Origin of the sequence: Paraburkholderia sp. RL17-373-BIF-A (assembly GCF_046030175.1) — a bacterium.
In the GTDB taxonomy this organism is placed as follows: Bacteria; Pseudomonadota; Gammaproteobacteria; order Burkholderiales; family Burkholderiaceae; genus Paraburkholderia.
This window is the reverse complement of record NZ_JARESO010000004.1, coordinates 173,818-191,530: the sequence shown is the minus strand read 5'-3', so window position 1 is coordinate 191,530 and position 17,713 is coordinate 173,818. Positions and strand designations below refer to the sequence as shown.

The 17,713-nt window shown below is 62.3% G+C and carries 16 protein-coding genes; 8 read left to right on the top strand and 8 right to left on the bottom strand.

Features of this window, described 5'->3' with window-relative positions; genetic code table 11:
- The first annotated feature begins 37 nt into the window (after positions 1-37).
- Positions 38-1,372: an aminotransferase-like domain-containing protein gene (locus P0D80_RS06660; RefSeq protein ID WP_408282250.1), complete on the top strand. Its 1,335-nt coding sequence runs from the start codon at positions 38-40 to the stop codon at positions 1,370-1,372.
- 296 nt (positions 1,373-1,668) lie between these two features.
- On the top strand, positions 1,669-2,778 hold the full coding sequence (locus P0D80_RS06655) for a branched-chain amino acid ABC transporter substrate-binding protein (RefSeq protein ID WP_408282491.1): 1,110 nt from the start codon (positions 1,669-1,671) through the stop codon (positions 2,776-2,778).
- 8 nt (positions 2,779-2,786) lie between these two features.
- On the opposite strand, the gene P0D80_RS06650 is transcribed toward P0D80_RS06655, so the two are convergent.
- Positions 2,787-3,263, bottom strand: a complete 477-nt coding sequence (locus tag P0D80_RS06650; protein ID WP_408282247.1) for an Lrp/AsnC family transcriptional regulator — start codon at positions 3,261-3,263, stop codon at positions 2,787-2,789.
- Between the two features lie 178 nt (positions 3,264-3,441).
- Here P0D80_RS06650 and P0D80_RS06645 point away from each other — a divergent pair, with 178 nt between their 5' ends.
- The 4 genes from P0D80_RS06645 (at position 3,442) to P0D80_RS06630 (ending at position 8,255) form a co-directional block, all read left to right on the top strand.
- Positions 3,442-4,689, top strand: coding sequence for a diaminopropionate ammonia-lyase (locus P0D80_RS06645; RefSeq protein ID WP_408282245.1), 1,248 nt, complete (start codon positions 3,442-3,444; stop codon positions 4,687-4,689).
- 39 nt (positions 4,690-4,728) lie between these two features.
- Positions 4,729-5,892, top strand: a complete 1,164-nt coding sequence (locus tag P0D80_RS06640) for a M20 aminoacylase family protein (RefSeq protein WP_408282242.1) — start codon at positions 4,729-4,731, stop codon at positions 5,890-5,892.
- Between the two features lie 85 nt (positions 5,893-5,977).
- Entirely contained in the window at positions 5,978-6,727 is a 750-nt protein-coding gene (locus P0D80_RS06635) for an aldolase (RefSeq protein ID WP_408176676.1), read from the top strand.
- 385 nt (positions 6,728-7,112) lie between these two features.
- Complete coding sequence (locus P0D80_RS06630; RefSeq protein WP_408282239.1) at positions 7,113-8,255, top strand: aminoacyl--tRNA ligase-related protein; 1,143 nt, start codon at positions 7,113-7,115, stop codon at positions 8,253-8,255.
- A 110-nt stretch (positions 8,256-8,365) separates the two neighbouring features.
- Here P0D80_RS06630 and P0D80_RS06625 read toward each other — a convergent pair whose 3' ends face one another.
- Positions 8,366-9,154, bottom strand: a complete 789-nt coding sequence (locus tag P0D80_RS06625) for an SDR family NAD(P)-dependent oxidoreductase (RefSeq protein ID WP_408282237.1) — start codon at positions 9,152-9,154, stop codon at positions 8,366-8,368.
- 51 nt (positions 9,155-9,205) lie between these two features.
- Positions 9,206-9,535: a hypothetical protein gene (locus tag P0D80_RS06620; RefSeq protein WP_408176672.1), complete on the bottom strand. Its 330-nt coding sequence runs from the start codon at positions 9,533-9,535 to the stop codon at positions 9,206-9,208.
- A 198-nt stretch (positions 9,536-9,733) separates the two neighbouring features.
- On the opposite strand from P0D80_RS06620, the gene P0D80_RS06615 reads away from it, so the two are divergent.
- Positions 9,734-10,246, top strand: coding sequence for a RidA family protein (locus P0D80_RS06615; protein ID WP_408282234.1), 513 nt, complete (start codon positions 9,734-9,736; stop codon positions 10,244-10,246).
- Here the strand turns inward: P0D80_RS06615 and P0D80_RS06610 are convergent.
- The 5 genes from P0D80_RS06610 to P0D80_RS06590 form a co-directional block, all read right to left on the bottom strand.
- Positions 10,243-11,181 (bottom strand): LysR family transcriptional regulator, encoded by a 939-nt coding sequence (locus P0D80_RS06610; protein WP_408282231.1) that lies wholly within the window; start codon positions 11,179-11,181, stop codon positions 10,243-10,245. The genes P0D80_RS06615 and P0D80_RS06610 overlap by 4 nt on opposite strands.
- Positions 11,182-11,308: 127 nt before the next feature.
- Positions 11,309-12,118 carry an aldolase/citrate lyase family protein gene (locus tag P0D80_RS06605; protein WP_132374425.1) on the bottom strand — a complete coding sequence of 270 codons (810 nt, stop codon included), beginning with the start codon at positions 12,116-12,118 and terminating at the stop codon, positions 11,309-11,311.
- 55 nt (positions 12,119-12,173) lie between these two features.
- Positions 12,174-13,904, bottom strand: coding sequence for an ABC transporter permease (locus P0D80_RS06600; RefSeq protein WP_408282228.1), 1,731 nt, complete (start codon positions 13,902-13,904; stop codon positions 12,174-12,176).
- A gap of 2 nt (positions 13,905-13,906) precedes the next feature.
- On the bottom strand, positions 13,907-14,971 hold the full coding sequence (locus P0D80_RS06595; protein WP_132374423.1) for an ABC transporter ATP-binding protein: 1,065 nt from the start codon (positions 14,969-14,971) through the stop codon (positions 13,907-13,909).
- A gap of 8 nt (positions 14,972-14,979) precedes the next feature.
- Positions 14,980-16,029: an ABC transporter substrate-binding protein gene (locus tag P0D80_RS06590; protein WP_408282225.1), complete on the bottom strand. Its 1,050-nt coding sequence runs from the start codon at positions 16,027-16,029 to the stop codon at positions 14,980-14,982.
- Positions 16,030-16,296: 267 nt separating this feature from the next.
- On the opposite strand from P0D80_RS06590, the gene P0D80_RS06585 reads away from it, so the two are divergent.
- Positions 16,297-17,697 carry an MmgE/PrpD family protein gene (locus P0D80_RS06585; protein ID WP_408282222.1) on the top strand — a complete coding sequence of 467 codons (1,401 nt, stop codon included), beginning with the start codon at positions 16,297-16,299 and terminating at the stop codon, positions 17,695-17,697.
- The last annotated feature ends 16 nt before the right edge of the window (positions 17,698-17,713 follow it).

The window sequence follows — 17,713 nt, the reverse complement described above, 5'->3', positions numbered from 1 at the left end:
TAATACAATCAAATAATTGTCATGGATACATTTGCGCATGCCCACCTCGCGGTACAAATTGCTGGTCGACAGAATGGCGACCGAGATTCGGACGGGACGCCTCGCGCCCGGCACGCGCTTGCCGACTCACCGGCAGCTCGCCGCCAAGGAGGGGCTTGCGCTGGTCACCGCGTCGCGGGTTTATGCCGAACTTGGGGCGATGGGATTGGTCAGCGGCGAAACCGGCCGCGGCACCTTCGTCAGAGAAATATCCCTGCCTCCGCGCCTGGGCGTCGACCAGCATGCCGGCGACGCGGGTTTGACGGACCTCAATTTCAACAATCCGTCCCTCCCCGGTCAGGCCGAACTTCTCAGAAGCGCCCTGCGCCAGCTCGCGTCCTCCGGCGACCTGGATGCGCTATTGCGCTATCAGCCGCACGGCGGCCGGACGCATGAACGGGAGATCGTCGCGCGTCATCTGGCGTGTCGGGGGCTGGCTGTCCAAGGCGATCACGTCGTGATCGTGAACGGCGCGCAGCATGGTTTGACAGCAACCGTTCTAGCGCTCCTGAAGCCCGGCGATGTGGTCGCGGTCGACGCGTTGACCTATCCGGGGTTCAAGGTGCTAGCCGAAACGATCCGGCTCGAACTGGCGCCGATTCCGGTTTCCGACCAGGGCCCCGACCTGAACGCGCTCGAACGCTTGTGCCGAAGCAGAAAAGTGCGTGCCATCTACACGATGCCGACACTCCATAACCCGCTAGGCGGGGTCATGAACGCGCATTGTCGGCACGAGTTGGTGGCGCTTGCCCGAAAGCACGGATTGCTCATCATCGAGGACGCCGCGTATGCCTTCCTCGCGGAAGACCCGCCGCCCCCGTTGGCAGCGCTCGCACCTGAGACGACGGTGTACGTCTCGGGGTTGTCGAAAAGCATCGCCACCGGCTTGCGAGTCGGTTTCGTTGCCGCCCCCGATCGCTGGGTCGCGCCGATCGAGCGTGCGATCCGGGCCACCACCTGGAACACGGCCGCGGTGATGACCGCCATTGCCTGCGGCTGGCTCGACGATGGCACCGTCACACGTCTGGAGATAGAGAAGCGCGAGGATGCGAGGGTCCGGCAATCGATGGCCGCCGAGGTCCTCGCCGGACTGCGACGCATTTGTCATCCCGTGTCCTACTTCCTCTGGCTTCCTCTCGCAGAGGAGGTTCGCGCGGACGTGGTTGCGATGGCGCTCGTGCGCGAGGGAATTTCAGTCTCGACTGCCGAGCCTTTCTCGACTTCGGAACATGTACCGCATGCGATTCGCGTGGCGCTTGGATCCGTCGAATTGACCACGCTCCGGGAGTCGTTGGAAAAGATTAAACGCGTGATCGCCTCTTACACCTATTGAGTGGCTTAAGCGGAAGCGCTCCTTTTGTCGGAAATAGCGAACGGCCGTTGTCACGTCGACCCGACGCCTCGCCGGTGCGCCAACACCGCCGAGAAAAATTATCGATCCGCAGGCTGTTTTCGATCAGCAATTTCACGAGCGACACCTCACGCGATTTTGGCTACCACGCGGGCACCGTACGATTTCCATCAGCCTTCGCGACAAGCAAAAGGCCCCGAGTCGTGCCTCCGATGCATCAGCCCCGTCTCCATTTCTGCGAGTACCCGATCGTGAAAACACTGAAGTGCACCACCGCCATGTTTGCTCTGGCATTAGCGACGTCGCCGTTGTCGGCTCGCGCGGACGTCACCGTGAAAATCGGCCAGGTGTCGCCGCTAACCGGCGAACTCTCGCACATCGGCAAAGATGACGAGAACGGCGTCAGGCTCGCAATCGAGGATCTGAACAGCAAGAAACTGCGGATCGGCGGACAGACCGTGACGTTCGCGCTCGACTCCCAGGATGACGCCGCCGATCCCAAGACGGCAGTGACCGTGGCGCAAAAACTCATCGATGACAAGGTGGCGGGCGTCGTGGGACATGCGAATTCCGGCACGTCCATTCCCGCATCCAAGATCTATTCCGACGCCGGTATTCCGATGATCACGGAGTCCGCGACCAACCCGAAGCTGACGGCGCAAGGCTACAAGTCAGTGTTTCGCATGGTTGCCAATGACGTCAGACAGGGAACGGTTATCGGCACCTACCTCGTCAAGGATCTGAAGGCGTCAAGGGTCGCCATCGTCGATGACCGCACGGCATACGGCCAGGGCCTCGCCGACGAGGTCGAGAAGGCCGTCAAGGCGGCGGGTGGCACCGTCGTGGTTCGAGAATACGGAACGGACAAAACGACCAACTGGATGGCCGTGCTGACCACGATCAAGAGTCATGTTCCGACCGGCATCGTGTTCACGGGTGGCGATACGCAGGCAGCCTCGTTCGCGCAACAGGCGCAGAAACTCGGCCTGAAGGCGAAACTGATTGCAGGCGATGAAGCGTGCACGCCGCAGTTCATCAAGCTGGCCGGATCGGCCATGACGGACAACATGTACTGCACGCTCGCAGGCGTGCCGCCTGCGAAGATGCCGCAGGGCGACGCCTTCTTCAAACGCTTCCAGCAGCGCTTCGGCACGCCTGTGCAGCTCTACGCGCCGTATGCATACGACGCCGTGATGGCCATGGCGGGCGCGATGCAGGCAGCCGACTCCACCGACCCGAAGGTCTACCTCGCCAAGCTCCAGACTTTGAAAATAGATGGCGTGACCGGCCCCATCCAGTTCGATGCCAATGGCGACATCCGCAATGGCGCGATCACCGTTCGCCAGTTCGGGCAAGGCGACTGGCACGATCGCAGCGTCGTCAGGTAGCGAGCGGGCTATTCGTCGAGATCGACCGGCACCGTCAAGCCGACCTTGACGCGGCTCATGCTGACCAGCGTTTTGAAGCGCTTGACGTTGTTATTCGCGAAGAAGAGTTGCCGGGTCAACTCGTTGTACTGCTCCATATGCCGCACCGTCATGACGAGCACGAAGTCCCACTCGCCGGCGACGTAATAGCACTGCTGAACTTGCGGACACAGTGAGAATGTCCGCTTCATCGCGTCCAACAGGTCGATCTGTTCGCTCTCGACCTCGATGGACGTGATAATCGTGAGAGGCGAACCCACCTTCTCCGGCGAGACGATTGCGGCATACCGTTCGATCACGCCCTCGTCGGCAAGACGGCGCAGGCGCCGGTTCACGGCGGCAGTGGACAGACTGACGCGTGACCCAAGCTCGTTCTGCGGGATCTGCGCGTCTTCCTGTACTTCGCGCAGCAGCTTTCTGTCGAAGGTATCGAGAGTCGTGGCCATAGTCGTGCTTCAACCCGGTTAAATGAGATTTTTTTTCATAAAGAGCCTGCATTTTGCGTCATATCGGCGCGGATCAAGCAATATTATTTTGGTGGAAAGTGACATGTCGAGGACGGCGTCCCGCCCTTTTCCCGACTGAAATCACTTAGTCCAACCGCCTTTCCGGAGTCGAATTGCAATGCTCATCTCCAACAAGCATGCGTCGCGTACCTGCTACCCCAATGACCTGACGCAGATCCTGAACGTTGCGGCGGCCCAGCAAAGCCGTGCATGGCTGTCACATTGGGATCACCTCAATCCAAAGGCAACGCCGCTCCGGGATTTACCCGATGCCGCGGCGCGACTCGGCGTCACGAAGCTATGCGTGAAAGACGAGTCCGTGCGTTCCCCACTCGGCAGCTTCAAGGCGCTGGGCGCGCCCATCGCACTGGTCCGGCTGATCCTGCGCCTTTGGCCGATGCACGACCTCGACGCGGTTGCCGTGATCGAGGGACGCTGCAAGGACATGCTCACCCATCTGACGGTGATCAGCGCGACGGACGGTAACCACGGCAAGGCGTTGGCGGCAGCCGCGCAAACGGTCGGCTGTGAATGCGTGATCGTGTTGCATGCCAATGTGAGCGTCGAACGCGAGCAGGCGATTGCTGCATACGGCGCGAAGATCATCCGCATCGCGGGCAACTACGACGAGTCGGTCGAAGAGGCAGCCCGCCTTGCTGCTGCAAACGGCTGGCATGTCGTGTCGGATACCTCGTACGAAGGCTACGAGGACATTCCTCGCGACGTGATGCAGGGCTACGGAACCGTGGTCGCCGAAATCATCGAGCAAAGCGCCAGCGATCAGCACGTCCCGGCATTCACTCACGTCTTTCTGCAAGGCGGCGTGGGCGGCCTTGCCGCGGGTATCGCGAGCTTTCTGTGGGAGACCTATGGCGCGGATCGGCCGCACTTCGTGGTGGTCGAGCCGCAGCAGGCCGATTGCCTGTATCAAAGCGCGCTCGAGGGCCGCGCGACGAGAGCTAGCGGAGCGATCGATTCTCTTATGGCCGGGCTGGCTTGCGGCGAGACATCGCCGCTCGCGTGGAAAATCCTGCAGCCTTGCATCGATCACTTCATGACCATCCAGGACGACGACGCGATCACTGCCATGCGCGCATTGGCCGCCGGCTCCGCGCGCGATGTGCCGCTGGTGGTTGGCGAGTCGGGCGCTGCGGGTTTCGCAGGCCTGACCGCTTTAATGAGCGACGCGAACCTGGCGCGAGCAGTCGGCCTGAATGCGGATTCGCGCGTGCTCGTCATCAGCACGGAAGGTGCGACCGCGCCCTCCGTCTACGCGCAATGCGTGGGCGAAACCGCTGCGTCGGTGCTGGAGCGCCAGGCCGATTGGCTCGGCCATCTCGCTCACTCATCGGCGGATATGGCATGACTCGTCGACATGCATTGAATTCGAACAGGATCTGAAACCATGGAAACGTCCCTGCAATCGCAGTTGAAAAGCTGGCGTCAACATCTGCACCAGCATCCGGAAACCGGCTTCGAGGAAGTCGCGACCGCCGATTACGTGGCGAACATTCTGCAAACGCTCGGCCTCGAGGTACACCGTGGAATCGGCGGTACCGGACTCGTCGCCAATCTCACCGTTGGGTCGGGAAAAGGCGTGATCGGACTGCGTGCCGATATGGATGCGCTCAATATCCTCGAAAACGCGCCTGACCGTTCGCACGCGTCGGGTACGCACGGCAAGATGCACGCGTGTGGTCACGACGGCCATGTGTCCATGATCCTCGGCGCGGCGCGCCTGCTTTGCGAGCGGCGAGACTTCAACGGTACGGTGCGGTTTATCTTCCAGCCGGCGGAGGAACACGGCCGCGGCGCAAAAGCGATGATGAGCGACGGACTCTTCGAGCGCTTCCCTGTCGACGCAATTTTCGGTGCGCACAATATGCCGGGCCAGCGGGCCGGCACATTCGCGACCCGAGCCGGCGGAATCATGGCGAGCGAGGATAACTTCGTCATCCATATCAAGGCGCGCGGCACGCACGCGGCGCGGCCGCACATGGGCGTGGATCCCATCGTGATCGCGTCGCAAATCGTGCTGGCGCTTCAGACCATCGTTTCGCGCAACCTGGATCCGGGCTTACAGGCGGTGATTTCCTGCACCGAGTTCATCACGGACGGCATTCGCAACGTCATCCCCTCGAATGTGACGATCAAAGGCGACACGCGCAGCTACGCGCCGGAGGTGCAGCACATGCTCGCCACCCGCATGCGAGAAATCAGCGAAGGGATCTGCCACGCGCACGGGGCGCAGTGCTCGTTCGAATACACGCACGAATTTGCACCGACCGTGAACTCGGGGGATTATGTGGAGCTTGCCGTCTCGGCGGCCCGTCATATCGTCGGCGCTGAAAACGTCGAAGCCAACGTGCAGCCCATGATGATCTCCGAGGACTTCGGCGCCTTCCTGCAGGTCGTGCCGGGCAACTTTGCTTTCATCGGCAACGGGGATACGGGCAAGACGGGCGGCGTGCCGTTGCATAATTCAACCTATGACTTCAATGATGATATTTTGCTAACCGGTGCGCGATACTTCGCGGAAATAGCGAGGCTCGCACTACCTCTCGCCTGAAGCCGCTGATAAGCTCGTCAATGTTTGTCGAGAGTCGGGCGATAAGGGCCGCCTCCTCCACATCATTACGAACGCGGACACCGCCATGAAAGCTACCCCGGTTGTTGAAGACGCCATTTTTCACGCCCCGGAAGTCGTCGCCCTGCGGCAGAATCTTGCGTTGGCACTGCGTGCGGCCGCGCATCACGGTCTCGGCGAAGGGGTATGCAATCACTTCAGCATCGCACTGCCCGGCAACCGCGGGCTCTTCCTGCTGAATCCGCGCGGCCTGATGTGGAGCGAAATTACGGCGGACGACATCCTCATCGTGGATGGTCTCGGCAATCGCGTCGCCGGTCGGCACGAGGTCGAGCCCACCGCCATGTTCATCCACGCGGCGGTCCATAACATCGCGGGCAAGCATTGCGTGCTGCACACGCATATGCCCTACGCGACGGCGTTGACGCTGACCGAAGACTGCGGCCTCGATACCACGCTGTCGCAAAACGCAATGCGCTTTCACGGCCGCATCGCGCTGGACCGCGAGTACAACGGCCTGGCACTGGACGCCGGAGAAGGCGAACGGATCGCGCATGCGATGAATGGCAGCGACATCGTATTCCTCGGCAACCACGGCGTGGTGGTGTGCGGCGAGCGCATCGACTACGCGTACGATGATCTTTACTATTTGGAGCGGGCTTGCCAAAGCCAAGTGTTGGCGCTTTCCACGGGGCGGGCCCTGAAGCCGGTGGACCCTGCCCTTGCGGCTCGCGTGGCAAATCAGGTGCAAAGCGAGCGCGCGCAGTCGGAACTGTTCTTCACGGCATTGAGACGCACGCTGGGCGAACCTGGGTAATAGCACAGACAGTGCCCCTATGCCCCGGACATTGGCGAGGCGGGGTTGCAGCCGCGCCATGTTTCGTGCAGAGTAGCAACTAATGAAAGACGAGGAAGCGAAGCCAACCCGCGATCCGCTCGATCATGTCGGCGCAGCATCCCCCGCTATTGAATAGAAACGAGTACGGCACGAGCAGCAGAACATCATGGACTTTTTGAGCATTCTCCCGCAACGACCTCCGGTGCCCGCTATGGCGGCCGGAGTCTGCTCGAGAACTCAATATGCGCGACAGGGAGGCTAAGCGCCTGCGCCTCGCGTGAGAATCGATGATCCGGACGCCCCCTGCGGGCGTTTTTTCATTTCAGGCCTGTTTTTACGCTGAATTCTGAATCCGGAGCACATCATGAAATTCTCACAGCAATTTTTCGCCAACAGTTTCTTCGAGCAGGACAACACCCGGCTGGAACTGACCGACCTCGCCCGCAAGGCATGCCTCGTCCATCAGGACGCCGCGGGACTTTACTCCTGGATGTCGCTCGGCCTGAGAGCGCAGCGGCGCGTCGAGAGCGTCGTGCGCGAGGAGATGGAGCGCGCCGGCTTTTGCGAAATCCAGATGAGCCTGCTGCAGGACGCCGATCTGTGGCGGCAAACCGGGCGGCTGGACGTGTATGGCGACGAGCTGATGCGGCTCACGAGCCGCTCCGGCCGGCTCTTTTGCCTCGGCGCCACGTGCGAGGAACTGGCCACCAACATGGTCAAGACGCACTACGACAGGACGGACATGAGTCTGGGCCTCTATCAGTTCGGCAACAAATACCGCGACGAACTGAGGACACGCGGCGGCCTCGCGCGTGCCAAGGAGTTCATCATGAAAGACGGCTACGCCTTCAATGCCACGGAGGACGGTGCGCGCGCAGCGTATGAGGCCGTTCGCGAAGCCTATCAGCGCATCTTCAGGCGACTGGGGCTCGCCGCCATCGTCAAGTCCAGCGACAACGGGGAAATCGGCGGCCAAAGCTCGGAGGAGTTTCATGTTCTCAGCGAACTCGGCGAGGACGAGACGGAAGGTCAGAAATCACTCGAATGTGCGCACATTTTCGACCTGGGCGATCGTTACTCCAAGGCTATGGGCCTGGTGAACACCAAAGGCGAATTCGTCAGAATGGGCTGCTTCGGCGTGGGCGTTTCGCGCCTCGCCATGCTGCTGCTCAGCCGGCAGCGCGACGAGCGCGGCTTTTGGGGCAGCGAGTCGTTGAACACCTTCGACGTCGTGCTCACCGTCATCGACTGGGAGCGTCAGGAACGGCAGGAGGCCGCCCAGGCGCTGCAACGCGAACTGCAAGCAAAAGGATTGAGCGTGCTGGTCGACGATCGTCTGGCGCAAGCCGGAAAAAAGCTCGCCGACGCCGAGTTGATCGCATGCCGGCAACGCGTGGTGGTCAGCGGCAAAGCACTCGCGTCGGGCCGCTTCGAGTGGATGGACCGACGAACCTTGGCGCGTGAAGAGGCGTCAGCGGCGGAGATCGTGGCGCTTTGCGCGAGTTAGTTAGCCTTGGCGCGTGTGCGCTTCGGCATCTGCTTCGGGCGCGCCCAGCTCGTTGCTGATCCGCACACGCTCCGGTTGGCCGGTCGCGCCACTTCGATCACCAGTGTGATTCAACGCGCCGTCCATCCTCCGTCAACGACCAGATTCGCGCCCGACATGAAGGCCGAGTCGTCGCTCGCCAGAAAAGCGGCGGCGCTGGCGACTTCGCCAGGCGTACCGATTCGGCCCAACACCGTCGCGGCTTCGAATGAGCGTCGCAAACCGGCCGGATCGACGCTGCTGGTAAACACATCCTCCAGCAATTGCGTCGCGACGGGGCCGGGACACAGGCAATTCACACGAATACCGCTGCGGCCATGATCGACCGCCATCGCCTTGGTCAACATGACGACTCCGCCTTTCGACGCACAGTAGGCGGCGACATTGGCCTCGCCCACCAGTCCCAACTCGGACGCAATGTTAATGATGACGCCCTCACCGCGCATTTGCATCGACGGGATGACCGCTCTCGAACATAGGAAAACGCCTTTCAGGTTGACCGCCATCAGACGGTCCCATTCCGCAACGGTCGTGTCGAGAACGGTCTTCGCGAATTCGATGCCTGCGTTATTGACCAGAATGTCTACCTGTCCGAAACGGGCTTCAGCCTGGCGAAACATCTCGCTGACGTCGGATTCGAGCGACACGTCCGCGCGGACGTAGCAGGCTTCGCCACCTGAGGCGCAAAGCGCATCTGCTTCCGCGGTCGCGTCCGTTACATCGGCGAGCACCACCTTTGCTCCCTCGGCGACGAATCTTGCCGCTATCGCGTGTCCGATGCCCCGTTGAGCACCCGTAATCAAGGCAACCCGGTCTTTCAGTCGCATGTCGTTCTCTCGCGCAAGCAGGGGGAGCGTCATGTTAGCAGCCGGGATCTCATGCGTGCTGACAGGGCTTGCGCAATGAACCCCTCACTGAAGCCACTTCCGCACATCCTTCTCCCATTCCGGGTCGCCGCAGCCTTGCGGGTTTTCCGGCCCGAGCACGGTAATGTAGCCTTTGCTCTTCATGCACGATTCGTAGGCGCGAACTTTCGTGCATTGGCCCGGCCCCGCGTTGCGCGACACCGTTTTGCATTGCGCGATCGTCCTGTCCATCGGACCGAAGTCCATATCGCTTGCCTGATTGAGCATCGGCGCGTCGGCGCCCGAGGCGGAGAATTCGACGGGGCCGGTCTGCGCGCAGGCACTCAATGCACCGGCCAATACGGTAATGAAGAGAAGATGGACACGCGGTTGCATGGGGCGGCTCCTGTTTGGCAGAGGTTGCGAAATCATACGCCCGCGCGGGTGTATATCGTTGCCGTTAGCTCGCATGGAAGCGTCGAGCATGCTCACACGTTTCTCACCAGCGCCCGGTCGTGTCATGATTTGCCTACCGGATCGCTTCGCATCGACCAACGCCTGACCAGCTCCGATCGCCCGCCGGCTTTCACCTCAATGGAAACCTTCAACACCGCCATGACCACGCCCACATCGAATGCTTCCCCTGGTACGGCCCTCGCCCGTCTGAACGCCCTTGGCCTCGCCTTGCCGAACGTGCCCGCACCGCGCGGCGCGTTCAAACCGTTTTCACGCTCGGGCCAGTTGATCTTCCTCTCCGGACAAATCTGTGAATGGGAAGGCGAAGTGCGATTCAGTGGTCCGGTCGGCGAGGTCCATGACCTTCAAGCCGGACAGCAAGCCGCGCAGATCTGCGCGCTGAACCTGTTGGCGGCGTTGCACCTCGCGCTGGACGGCGACCTGGACCGCGTGCTCAGTTGCCACCGCGTCGGTGGCTTCGTGTACGCGACGCCGGGTTATCCGGACGTGCCGAAAGTGATCAACGGGGCGTCCGATCTTTTCTTCGAGGTGTTCGGCGAGCGCGGCCGGCATGCACGGACGGCGGTCGGCGTCGCCACCCTGCCCGCCGCCGCGTCCGTGGAGGTGGAGGCTATCTTCGAGGTTCGCTAAGGCGTCGCCGTGCCGGCCGTCAGCGCGTGATCTTTTCCGGTATGCGCCTCGGCCGCGAACATATCGACCAGTTCACGGGCGAACAGCGGCAGCGCGTCGAAGTCGCGCACGCAGACATGCAGCCGGCGCAACGCCCAACTATCGGTCAACGCGATCGCGGTGATGCGCATGGTCGGCACGAGCCTGCGCGCCACGGAGTCGGGAATCACGCCAATGCCGACCGTTGCCTCGATCATCCGGCACACCGCATCGAAATTGCCCATCTCCGCGCGAAAGCGGAACGGCCGCCCGGCCTCGGCAGCCGCCCGCACGAGGAACGCGTGAATCGCACTCCATTCCGACAAGCCGACGTAATCGAACGCGAGCGTCTCGGCGAACGCGACCGCTTCACGTCCCTCTAGCACGTGGCCGCTCGGCACGATCAGCACCAGACGGTCGTCGCGGCAAGGCAGATAGTGCAGGTTTTCCGCAGGCGGACAGCCCGCGACAATGCCGAGATCGGCGGCACCGTCGGCTACCGCCCTTGCAATCGCCTGACTGCCGCTCTCGCGCAGTTCGAGGTCGACATCCGGATGCGAGGCGAGAAAACGGCTCAGGATGTTCGGCATCACCTCCATCATCGCCGTGGTATTGCCGAGCACGCGCAGCCGCCCTTTGACGCCTCGCGCGAATTCCTGCATATCGCCGTGCAACTGCTCGACCTGCGCGATCAGAATGCGCGCATGCCGCATCAGTTCCTCGCCGGAACGCGTGAGCGTCACGCCCTGATTGGTGCGGTACAGCAAAGGTGTGCGGAAATAGTCTTCGAGGTTCTTGATCCGCATGCTGGCCGCGGGCGCCGACAGGTGCGATTTCTCGGCCGCCCGCGTGAGACTCAATGATTCGCCGATGTTCACCATCAACTGCATGTCGGTCAGATCGAAATGCGTCGCCATAACGTGGATTGTCTCCTCAGCGGCAAACCGGGGCACGGGTGTCACGCTTTGCCCGTGACCTCGCGCGTGGCTTATGTTACCTCCTCCGGCGTGCCGCATCATCATGGCGATGTTCGCAACCGCGCATTCAGACCAGGCCCAGGTCTTTGCGCACGTTCGGCAAAAACTCCATCATCGCGACCTGAAACAGGAACTGCGCGCCCTGAATCATGATGAAGTTCATACCGGCGTCGTGCAGCCGTTTGACCCGCTGGCGCATTTCCTCCAACGTATAGGCGTAGCTCGTATTAGCGCCGACCATGATGCCGCGCTGTTGCGCTTTCTTCACACCACGGTCCACCAGCTTCCACAGATCCGGGCTATTGAAGTCCGGTTTCTTCGCATTGCCGCCCAGCACTTTCGACAGATCGGTCATCGCGAAGAAGAACATCTTCAGATCGGGATGATCGAGTACCTTGTCGAAGTCGTCGATGCCGCCCTGGCTCTCCACGTGCGGAATGATGTACGTGGCCTGCGCCATCTCGTCGGTGCGCTGCTCCCATTCGCGATTATTGAACGGATGAATCCAGAGCGCGCGCCGGTGCCAGTCGCGCGCAATTTCGAGCGCTTCGTCGATTTCCTGCAGGCCCGAATGCGAGATCAGCACGTATTCCGCGCCGAGGCCTTGCAAGCGCGACAGATCGACGCCAATGCGCGCATCGTAGCCATGCCACGGATTGGTCTGCATGCGCACGACCGGCGTAATGCCGGCCGCCTCGCAGGTGCGGATCATGTTCTGCACGTCATGGAAGTCCATGCCGGTAAACATCATGTCGATCATGATCCAGTCGAAGCCGAGATGCGCGCACAGTTCCGCGGTTTCGGGATCGTTCGCCCACACGCCGAGTGCGGTGCGGCCCGACTTCATCGTGTCCATCAGCATGTTCTTCGGTTTCATACCCTGCTCCTCCAGACGCCCGGCAACGGGCAGATTACGCAGACGGCCGTCTGCTTCAGTTCGGTGTGACCGGTTGCATGGAACGCGGCGCGCTCCAGCTGCGAAAGCAGGTCTTCAAAATCGCCATGAAGACGATGCCGACCGCCATCTGCAACAGCGAGTAACTCGCGAGCCGCGAGAAATCGCCGACATTCCACGCTTCGAATGCGAGCACGGAGAACGTGCGGTCCGCCGCGGTGTAGAGAATCACGACCATCGAGAGCTCGGTCATGAAGAAGCTGAAGAGCAGCAGCCACGCTGCGATCACGCTGGCGCGAATGAGCGGCAACGTGATGTGCGTGAACGTGCGCAACGGTCCATAGCCGCACACGCGCGCGCTCTCTTCGAGCTCGGGATGCACCTGGATCAGGCTGGCCGACACCGACCGCACCGCATAGGCGGTAAACCGGCCGACGAACGCAAAGACGATGATCCACGTAGTGCCGTAGACAGAGAGCGGCACGTTGATCCAGAACAGCAGCATGCCGACGCCGAACGCGATGCCCGGCATCGAAATGGGCAGCAGGATCACGTATTCGAGCAGGCCCTTGCCGCGCAGCCGGGTGCGCACGACGATCCACGCGATCACGATGCCCGCGAGCGTCGCCGTGGTCGCGGAAACCACCGAGATGAGCACGCTGTTTTGCAGCGTGAACCACACGTCGTCCGATTGCAGATAGCCGATCGCCGTGGTGAACGAGTACTCGCCGGACCAGGTGTAGCGCGACAGCGCCGCGGCGATCAGGATTGCGATCGGCGCGAGGATCGTGGACACGACATAGAGCGCCGCAAGCGCGCCGGTGGCCCAGCGCCATGCGCCGAGTTCGACGAGCCGCGGCCGGAACCCCTTGCCGCTGATGGTCGTATAAACCCGCTTGCCGATCAGCACGCGTTGCAGCCACGTCGTGAAGCTCGACAACGCAAGCAGATAGATCGACAGGACGGCCATCACGCCATAGTTGGGCGGCACTTCCTGCGAGCCGATCCAGATGCGCGAGGTCAGCATGAGAATCTGTCGCGACCAGCCGAGTACCACCGGCGTGCCGAACAGGCCGATCGCTATCGTGAATGCAAGGACAGCGCCGGACAGCACGGCCGGCGTGAGTAGCGGAATGGTGATGCGGCGCATGGTCTGCAAAGGCGTGAGGCCGCACACCTGCGCCGCTTCCTCGAGGCTCGGGTCCATGCTGCGCAGCGCCGCCGCGACGATCATCATCACGTACGGCGCGAGATACAGGCCGATCACGATCAGCATGCCCCAGCGGCTGTAGACGTCCAGCACGCCTGGCAAACCGAGCATCGCGAGGAGCCGGTTCATGATGCCGCTGCGGGGCGCGGCGAGCAGCGCCCACGCGACCGCGCCGACGAACGGCGGAATGAAGATCGGCAACTGGGTGATCCATTGCAATACGCCACGCATCCACGTGTCGGTGCGCTCGAAAATCCACGCGAACGACACGCCGAGCAGCGTGGCGATCATCGCAGCGCCGCCCGACACGAACAGCGTGTTGCCCAACGCGTCCCAGTAAATCCGCTTGCCCAGCACTTCGGCAAAGTAACGGCCCGTCACCGACGGCGTGCCCGCGTCCGCGTCGAATACGGCGCGATATAGCACGGCGCATAGCGGCGCGATCACGAGGACGGCGACGGCGCAGCAGATCAGCACGACCGCCATGATCGCCGGCAACTGCTGCATGAACCGGTGGCGCTGCACGGCGTGACGCTCCGAAAGAGGCAGATCGGCCAAGGTCACGCTCCTATCACGCGTATATCGTCCGCCGCCACTTCGATACTGACCGCGTCGCCCGGCCGGCGCGGACCGGCGTCGAGCTGCACGACGCTCATCTGGCCGAACGCGGTGTCGATCCGGTACTCGGTGCGATTGCCGACGAAACTCGCCTCGGCGACGCGCCCGGCGATCGAGCCGGGTGTACCCGCCTGACGCACGCGCCACTTCTCCGGACGAATGCACAACAGCTCGCCGGGCCGCGGCGGTTGCGCGAGCGCGGCGGGCAACGTCAGGCCGCCCGGCATCGCGAACACCGCGCCGTTCGCGCCCATTTGCCATTCGTAGTCCGCGATGATGTTCGCCCGCCCCAGAAACTCCGCTGCGTGACGCGTGGCGGGACGATCGTAGAGATCCTTCGGCGCGCCTTTCTGGATCACCGTGCCGGCGTGATACAGGTAGACGGTGTCCGCTATCGACATCGCTTCTTCCTGATCATGCGTGACGAACAGAATGGTGCGGCCGAGACGCCGCTGCAATTCACGAATTTCGATGCGCATCTCCACGCGCAGTTTCGCGTCGAGATTGCTGAGCGGCTCGTCCATCAGAATGACGGGCGCCTCGGATACGATGGCGCGCGCGAGCGCCACGCGCTGCTGCTGACCGCCTGATAACTGCGTCGCGCTGCGCTCGGCGAACGTATCGAGCCCGACGAGCCGCAGCGTCGCCATCACCGCGTCGCGTGCCTTGGCGCCGCTCACTCCTGCCGCCCGCAGCGGCAGGCCGACGTTTTCGAATACGCTCATATGCGGCCAGATTGCGTACGACTGGAACACCATCGACACATGACGGCGTTCGGGCGGCACCCACAGCGCGGGCGTAGCCTGATACACGGTACGTCCGGCGATCACGATCTCGCCATCCGAAGGCCGCTCCAGTCCCGCGATACAGCGCAACGTCGTGGTCTTGCCGCAACCGCTCGCGCCGAGCAGCACCGAAATCTGCGCCTCGGCGAAACTCTCGCTGACCGACTTCAGCACCGGTTGCGCGCCATAGGATTTTTGCAGGCGGCGAATGATGATCGACATGCGTGGCCTCACCTGATTCCGGTTGCTTTCTGCCAGAGCTCGATCAACTGCGCCTGCTGCCTGAGCGCGGCGTCGATGTCGAGCGGCAGCACCTTCACCGTCGCGAGCTTCGGCATGCCCTGCGGCGGCGCCGAGCCGTTGCGCAATGCGTACTCGTTCGCTTTCTGGATGATCGTCTGCGCGTCGCTCATCATGAAGTCGACGAACAGCTTCGCCGCCGCGGGATGCGGCGCGCCCTTGAGCGCCGCGACCGAAAACGGAGTCGACACGGTGCCGGATTTCGGCACGATGAATTCGAGCGGCGCGCCCTTGGCGACCGCACCGCTATAGTGGTTGTTGACCACGTAGAACATCAGCGGCTTTTCGCCGGACAGCATCTTCGACAAGCCGGCCGGCGTGGTCGGTGTCAATTCAGCCCCAGACTTGATGAGCCCCTGGTAGATCGCCACCGTGCGCTGTTCGCCGAAGTTCTGGTACAGCGTCGCAAGCAACGAGAAAGCCGCCGACGACGTACGCGGGTCGTAAAACGTGATCTGGTTTTGCCACTCCTTCTTCGGGTTGGCGAAATCCATCCAGTCTTGCGGCGGTTGCATGCCGTTCAGATACTGTTTGTTTGCACCGACGCCGAGAATCAACGTCTTCACACGTTCGAAGTCCTTTCCGGCGGGCGCGGCATCGGCGGGAAAGTTCTTCAACTCCGGCGAGTGATACGGGTCGAGCAGTTGCTCGTTCTGCATCCGCGTGAAGACGTCTTCCAGCGAGAAAAACGCGTCCGCGGCCTGCTTGCCTGCATTGCGCTCGGCGATATGGCGGTTGTAAATCTGCCAGCAGCCCGCGACGTAAGAACTGACCTTGATCTCCGGATAGCGCTTCTTGAATGCGTCGAGATACACCGGCGTTTGCGGCGGGTCGCATCCGTAGACCACGAGGCCGCCCTCTTTCTTCGCCTGCTCGATCAGCGCGGGATCGCTCGCGAAGGCCGTGCGCGAGACCATTGCCAAGAGTGCAAGCAGCACCGCCAAGACGCCGATCCAGGTTCGCAGCGGGGCTCGTAGCATGTGTGTCTCCAATCGTCTTATGGTATTTCCCGTGCCGCTCACGGACGCGCTGCGTCGCGGGCTTTACCGAGCATCGCCGATAATCGCCGCATACGGAATTTCGATATGCTGAACGTCGATTTAAGCGTGGACGAAGATCCGGGTTATCGCGGATGTGCACGGTGTTTTTCGCGAAACAGCTTGCTTGTCACGCAGGTCGATCTATAACGTGAATCCTGTTGGCCCGCGATTTCAGGCCTCGAATTTCGACATGCGATGGAGCTCACGATGGCAAGCACACCGGCCAGCAACCGCACGCTTTCGCAAACGTTCGCCGCGTTTGCTCACTCGCTGAACCTCGACGAAGTGCCGCGCCACGTACGCACGCGCGCCAAGCATCTGATCCTCGACGCGCTCGGCATTGCGTTCGCGTCCCATCGCAACGAATTCGCCGACGTGATCTTGCGCGGCATCAGGGCGCTCGGCGAAAGCGGAGTCAGTCCGGTGATCGGCAGCAGCGAAACGCATACCGTGCGCAATGCGGTGCTGCTCAACGCGGCGCTGATGCATGGACTCGATTACGACGACACGCATATGAAAGGCATCGTGCATGCAACCGCCTTCTGCGCGCCGGCGGCGCTATCCGTCGGCAACGAAACCGGCGCCAGCGGGCGCGCTGCGCTCGCCGCGTATCTGGTGGGTATGGAAGTCGCCACGCGTCTGGGCGCGGCGGCGAAAGGCGGCTTTCATCATGCCGGCTATCACCCGACCGGTGTGCTGTCGCACTTCTCGGCCGCGTTGATCGCCGGCCGCCTCTATGGACTGGATACCGCGCAACTGGCCGCGGCGCAAGGCATTGCCGCGAGCACCGCTTCGGGCGTGCAAGTGTTTCTCGAAGAAGGCACGTGGTCCAAGCGCTTGCATCCGGGCTGGGGCTGCGTTGGCGGCATCACAGCCGCGCGACTTGCGCAGGCCGGTTTTGTTGCGCCGTCGCGCCCGTATGAAGGGCGTTACGGGCTATTCGATTCGCACCTGCAGCAACACGCGGGCGAAGTCGATTACGTCATGGCGAGCACGGGTCTCGGCGAAATCTGGGAAACGGAGCAAATGGCGATCAAACCCTACCCTGTATGCCATTTTCTGCATTCGATCGCGGAGGCCGGCGCCGATCTGGCGCACAGCGGCGAGATCGATCTGAACCGGATCAGCCGCATTCGCGCACTGCTGCCCGAACGGGTCATGCCGATCGTTACCGAGCCGCTCGAGGCGAAAAGGCGGCCCACCACGAACTATGAAGCGAAGTTCAGCGCGCAGTATGTGGCGGCGGCTTCGCTCGTGCGTGGACGCTTCGGACTGGCCGAACTGGAACCCGATGCGCTTGCCGATGAGCGCATCCTCGCGCTGTCCGCGCGAGTGGAATGCGTCGCGGACCCCGATAGCGCGTTCCCCGCCTACTACTCGGGCGGCATGATCGTCGATACGGACGACGGCCGGCAACATCGCCGCTATTACCGCATCAACAAAGGCGCCGGCGAGCGCGCGCTCTCCAATGAGGCGATCGTCGCAAAGTACTTCGAGAACGCGTGTTGGGCCGTCAGTCACGCACGCGCCGAACAGGTTCGCGATGCGGTGCTCGCACTCGATGAATTGCAGAGCAGCGAGGTATGGGCCGTGCTTCGCGGCGGCTGAACCCGGTGCCGCAAGT

What these genes read in the sequence shown, in the direction of transcription:
- P0D80_RS06630 (WP_408282239.1), top strand. Translation starts at nt 7,113, where the DNA reads ATGAAATTCTCACAGCAATTTTTCGCCAACAGTTTCTTCGAGCAGGAC.
- P0D80_RS06610 (WP_408282231.1), bottom strand. Translation starts at nt 11,181, where the DNA reads ATGGCGACGCATTTCGATCTGACCGACATGCAGTTGATGGTGAACATC.
- P0D80_RS06645 (WP_408282245.1), top strand. Translation starts at nt 3,442, where the DNA reads ATGCTCATCTCCAACAAGCATGCGTCGCGTACCTGCTACCCCAATGAC.
- P0D80_RS06615 (WP_408282234.1), top strand. Translation starts at nt 9,734, where the DNA reads ATGGAAACCTTCAACACCGCCATGACCACGCCCACATCGAATGCTTCC.
- P0D80_RS06635 (WP_408176676.1), top strand. Translation starts at nt 5,978, where the DNA reads ATGAAAGCTACCCCGGTTGTTGAAGACGCCATTTTTCACGCCCCGGAA.
- P0D80_RS06595 (WP_132374423.1), bottom strand. Translation starts at nt 14,971, where the DNA reads ATGTCGATCATCATTCGCCGCCTGCAAAAATCCTATGGCGCGCAACCG.
- P0D80_RS06660 (WP_408282250.1), top strand. Translation starts at nt 38, where the DNA reads ATGCCCACCTCGCGGTACAAATTGCTGGTCGACAGAATGGCGACCGAG.
- P0D80_RS06620 (WP_408176672.1), bottom strand. Translation starts at nt 9,535, where the DNA reads ATGCAACCGCGTGTCCATCTTCTCTTCATTACCGTATTGGCCGGTGCA.
- P0D80_RS06585 (WP_408282222.1), top strand. Translation starts at nt 16,297, where the DNA reads ATGGCAAGCACACCGGCCAGCAACCGCACGCTTTCGCAAACGTTCGCC.
- P0D80_RS06590 (WP_408282225.1), bottom strand. Translation starts at nt 16,029, where the DNA reads ATGCTACGAGCCCCGCTGCGAACCTGGATCGGCGTCTTGGCGGTGCTG.
- P0D80_RS06605 (WP_132374425.1), bottom strand. Translation starts at nt 12,118, where the DNA reads ATGAAACCGAAGAACATGCTGATGGACACGATGAAGTCGGGCCGCACC.
- P0D80_RS06640 (WP_408282242.1), top strand. Translation starts at nt 4,729, where the DNA reads ATGGAAACGTCCCTGCAATCGCAGTTGAAAAGCTGGCGTCAACATCTG.
- P0D80_RS06655 (WP_408282491.1), top strand. Translation starts at nt 1,669, where the DNA reads ATGTTTGCTCTGGCATTAGCGACGTCGCCGTTGTCGGCTCGCGCGGAC.
- P0D80_RS06625 (WP_408282237.1), bottom strand. Translation starts at nt 9,154, where the DNA reads ATGACGCTCCCCCTGCTTGCGCGAGAGAACGACATGCGACTGAAAGAC.
- P0D80_RS06650 (WP_408282247.1), bottom strand. Translation starts at nt 3,263, where the DNA reads ATGGCCACGACTCTCGATACCTTCGACAGAAAGCTGCTGCGCGAAGTA.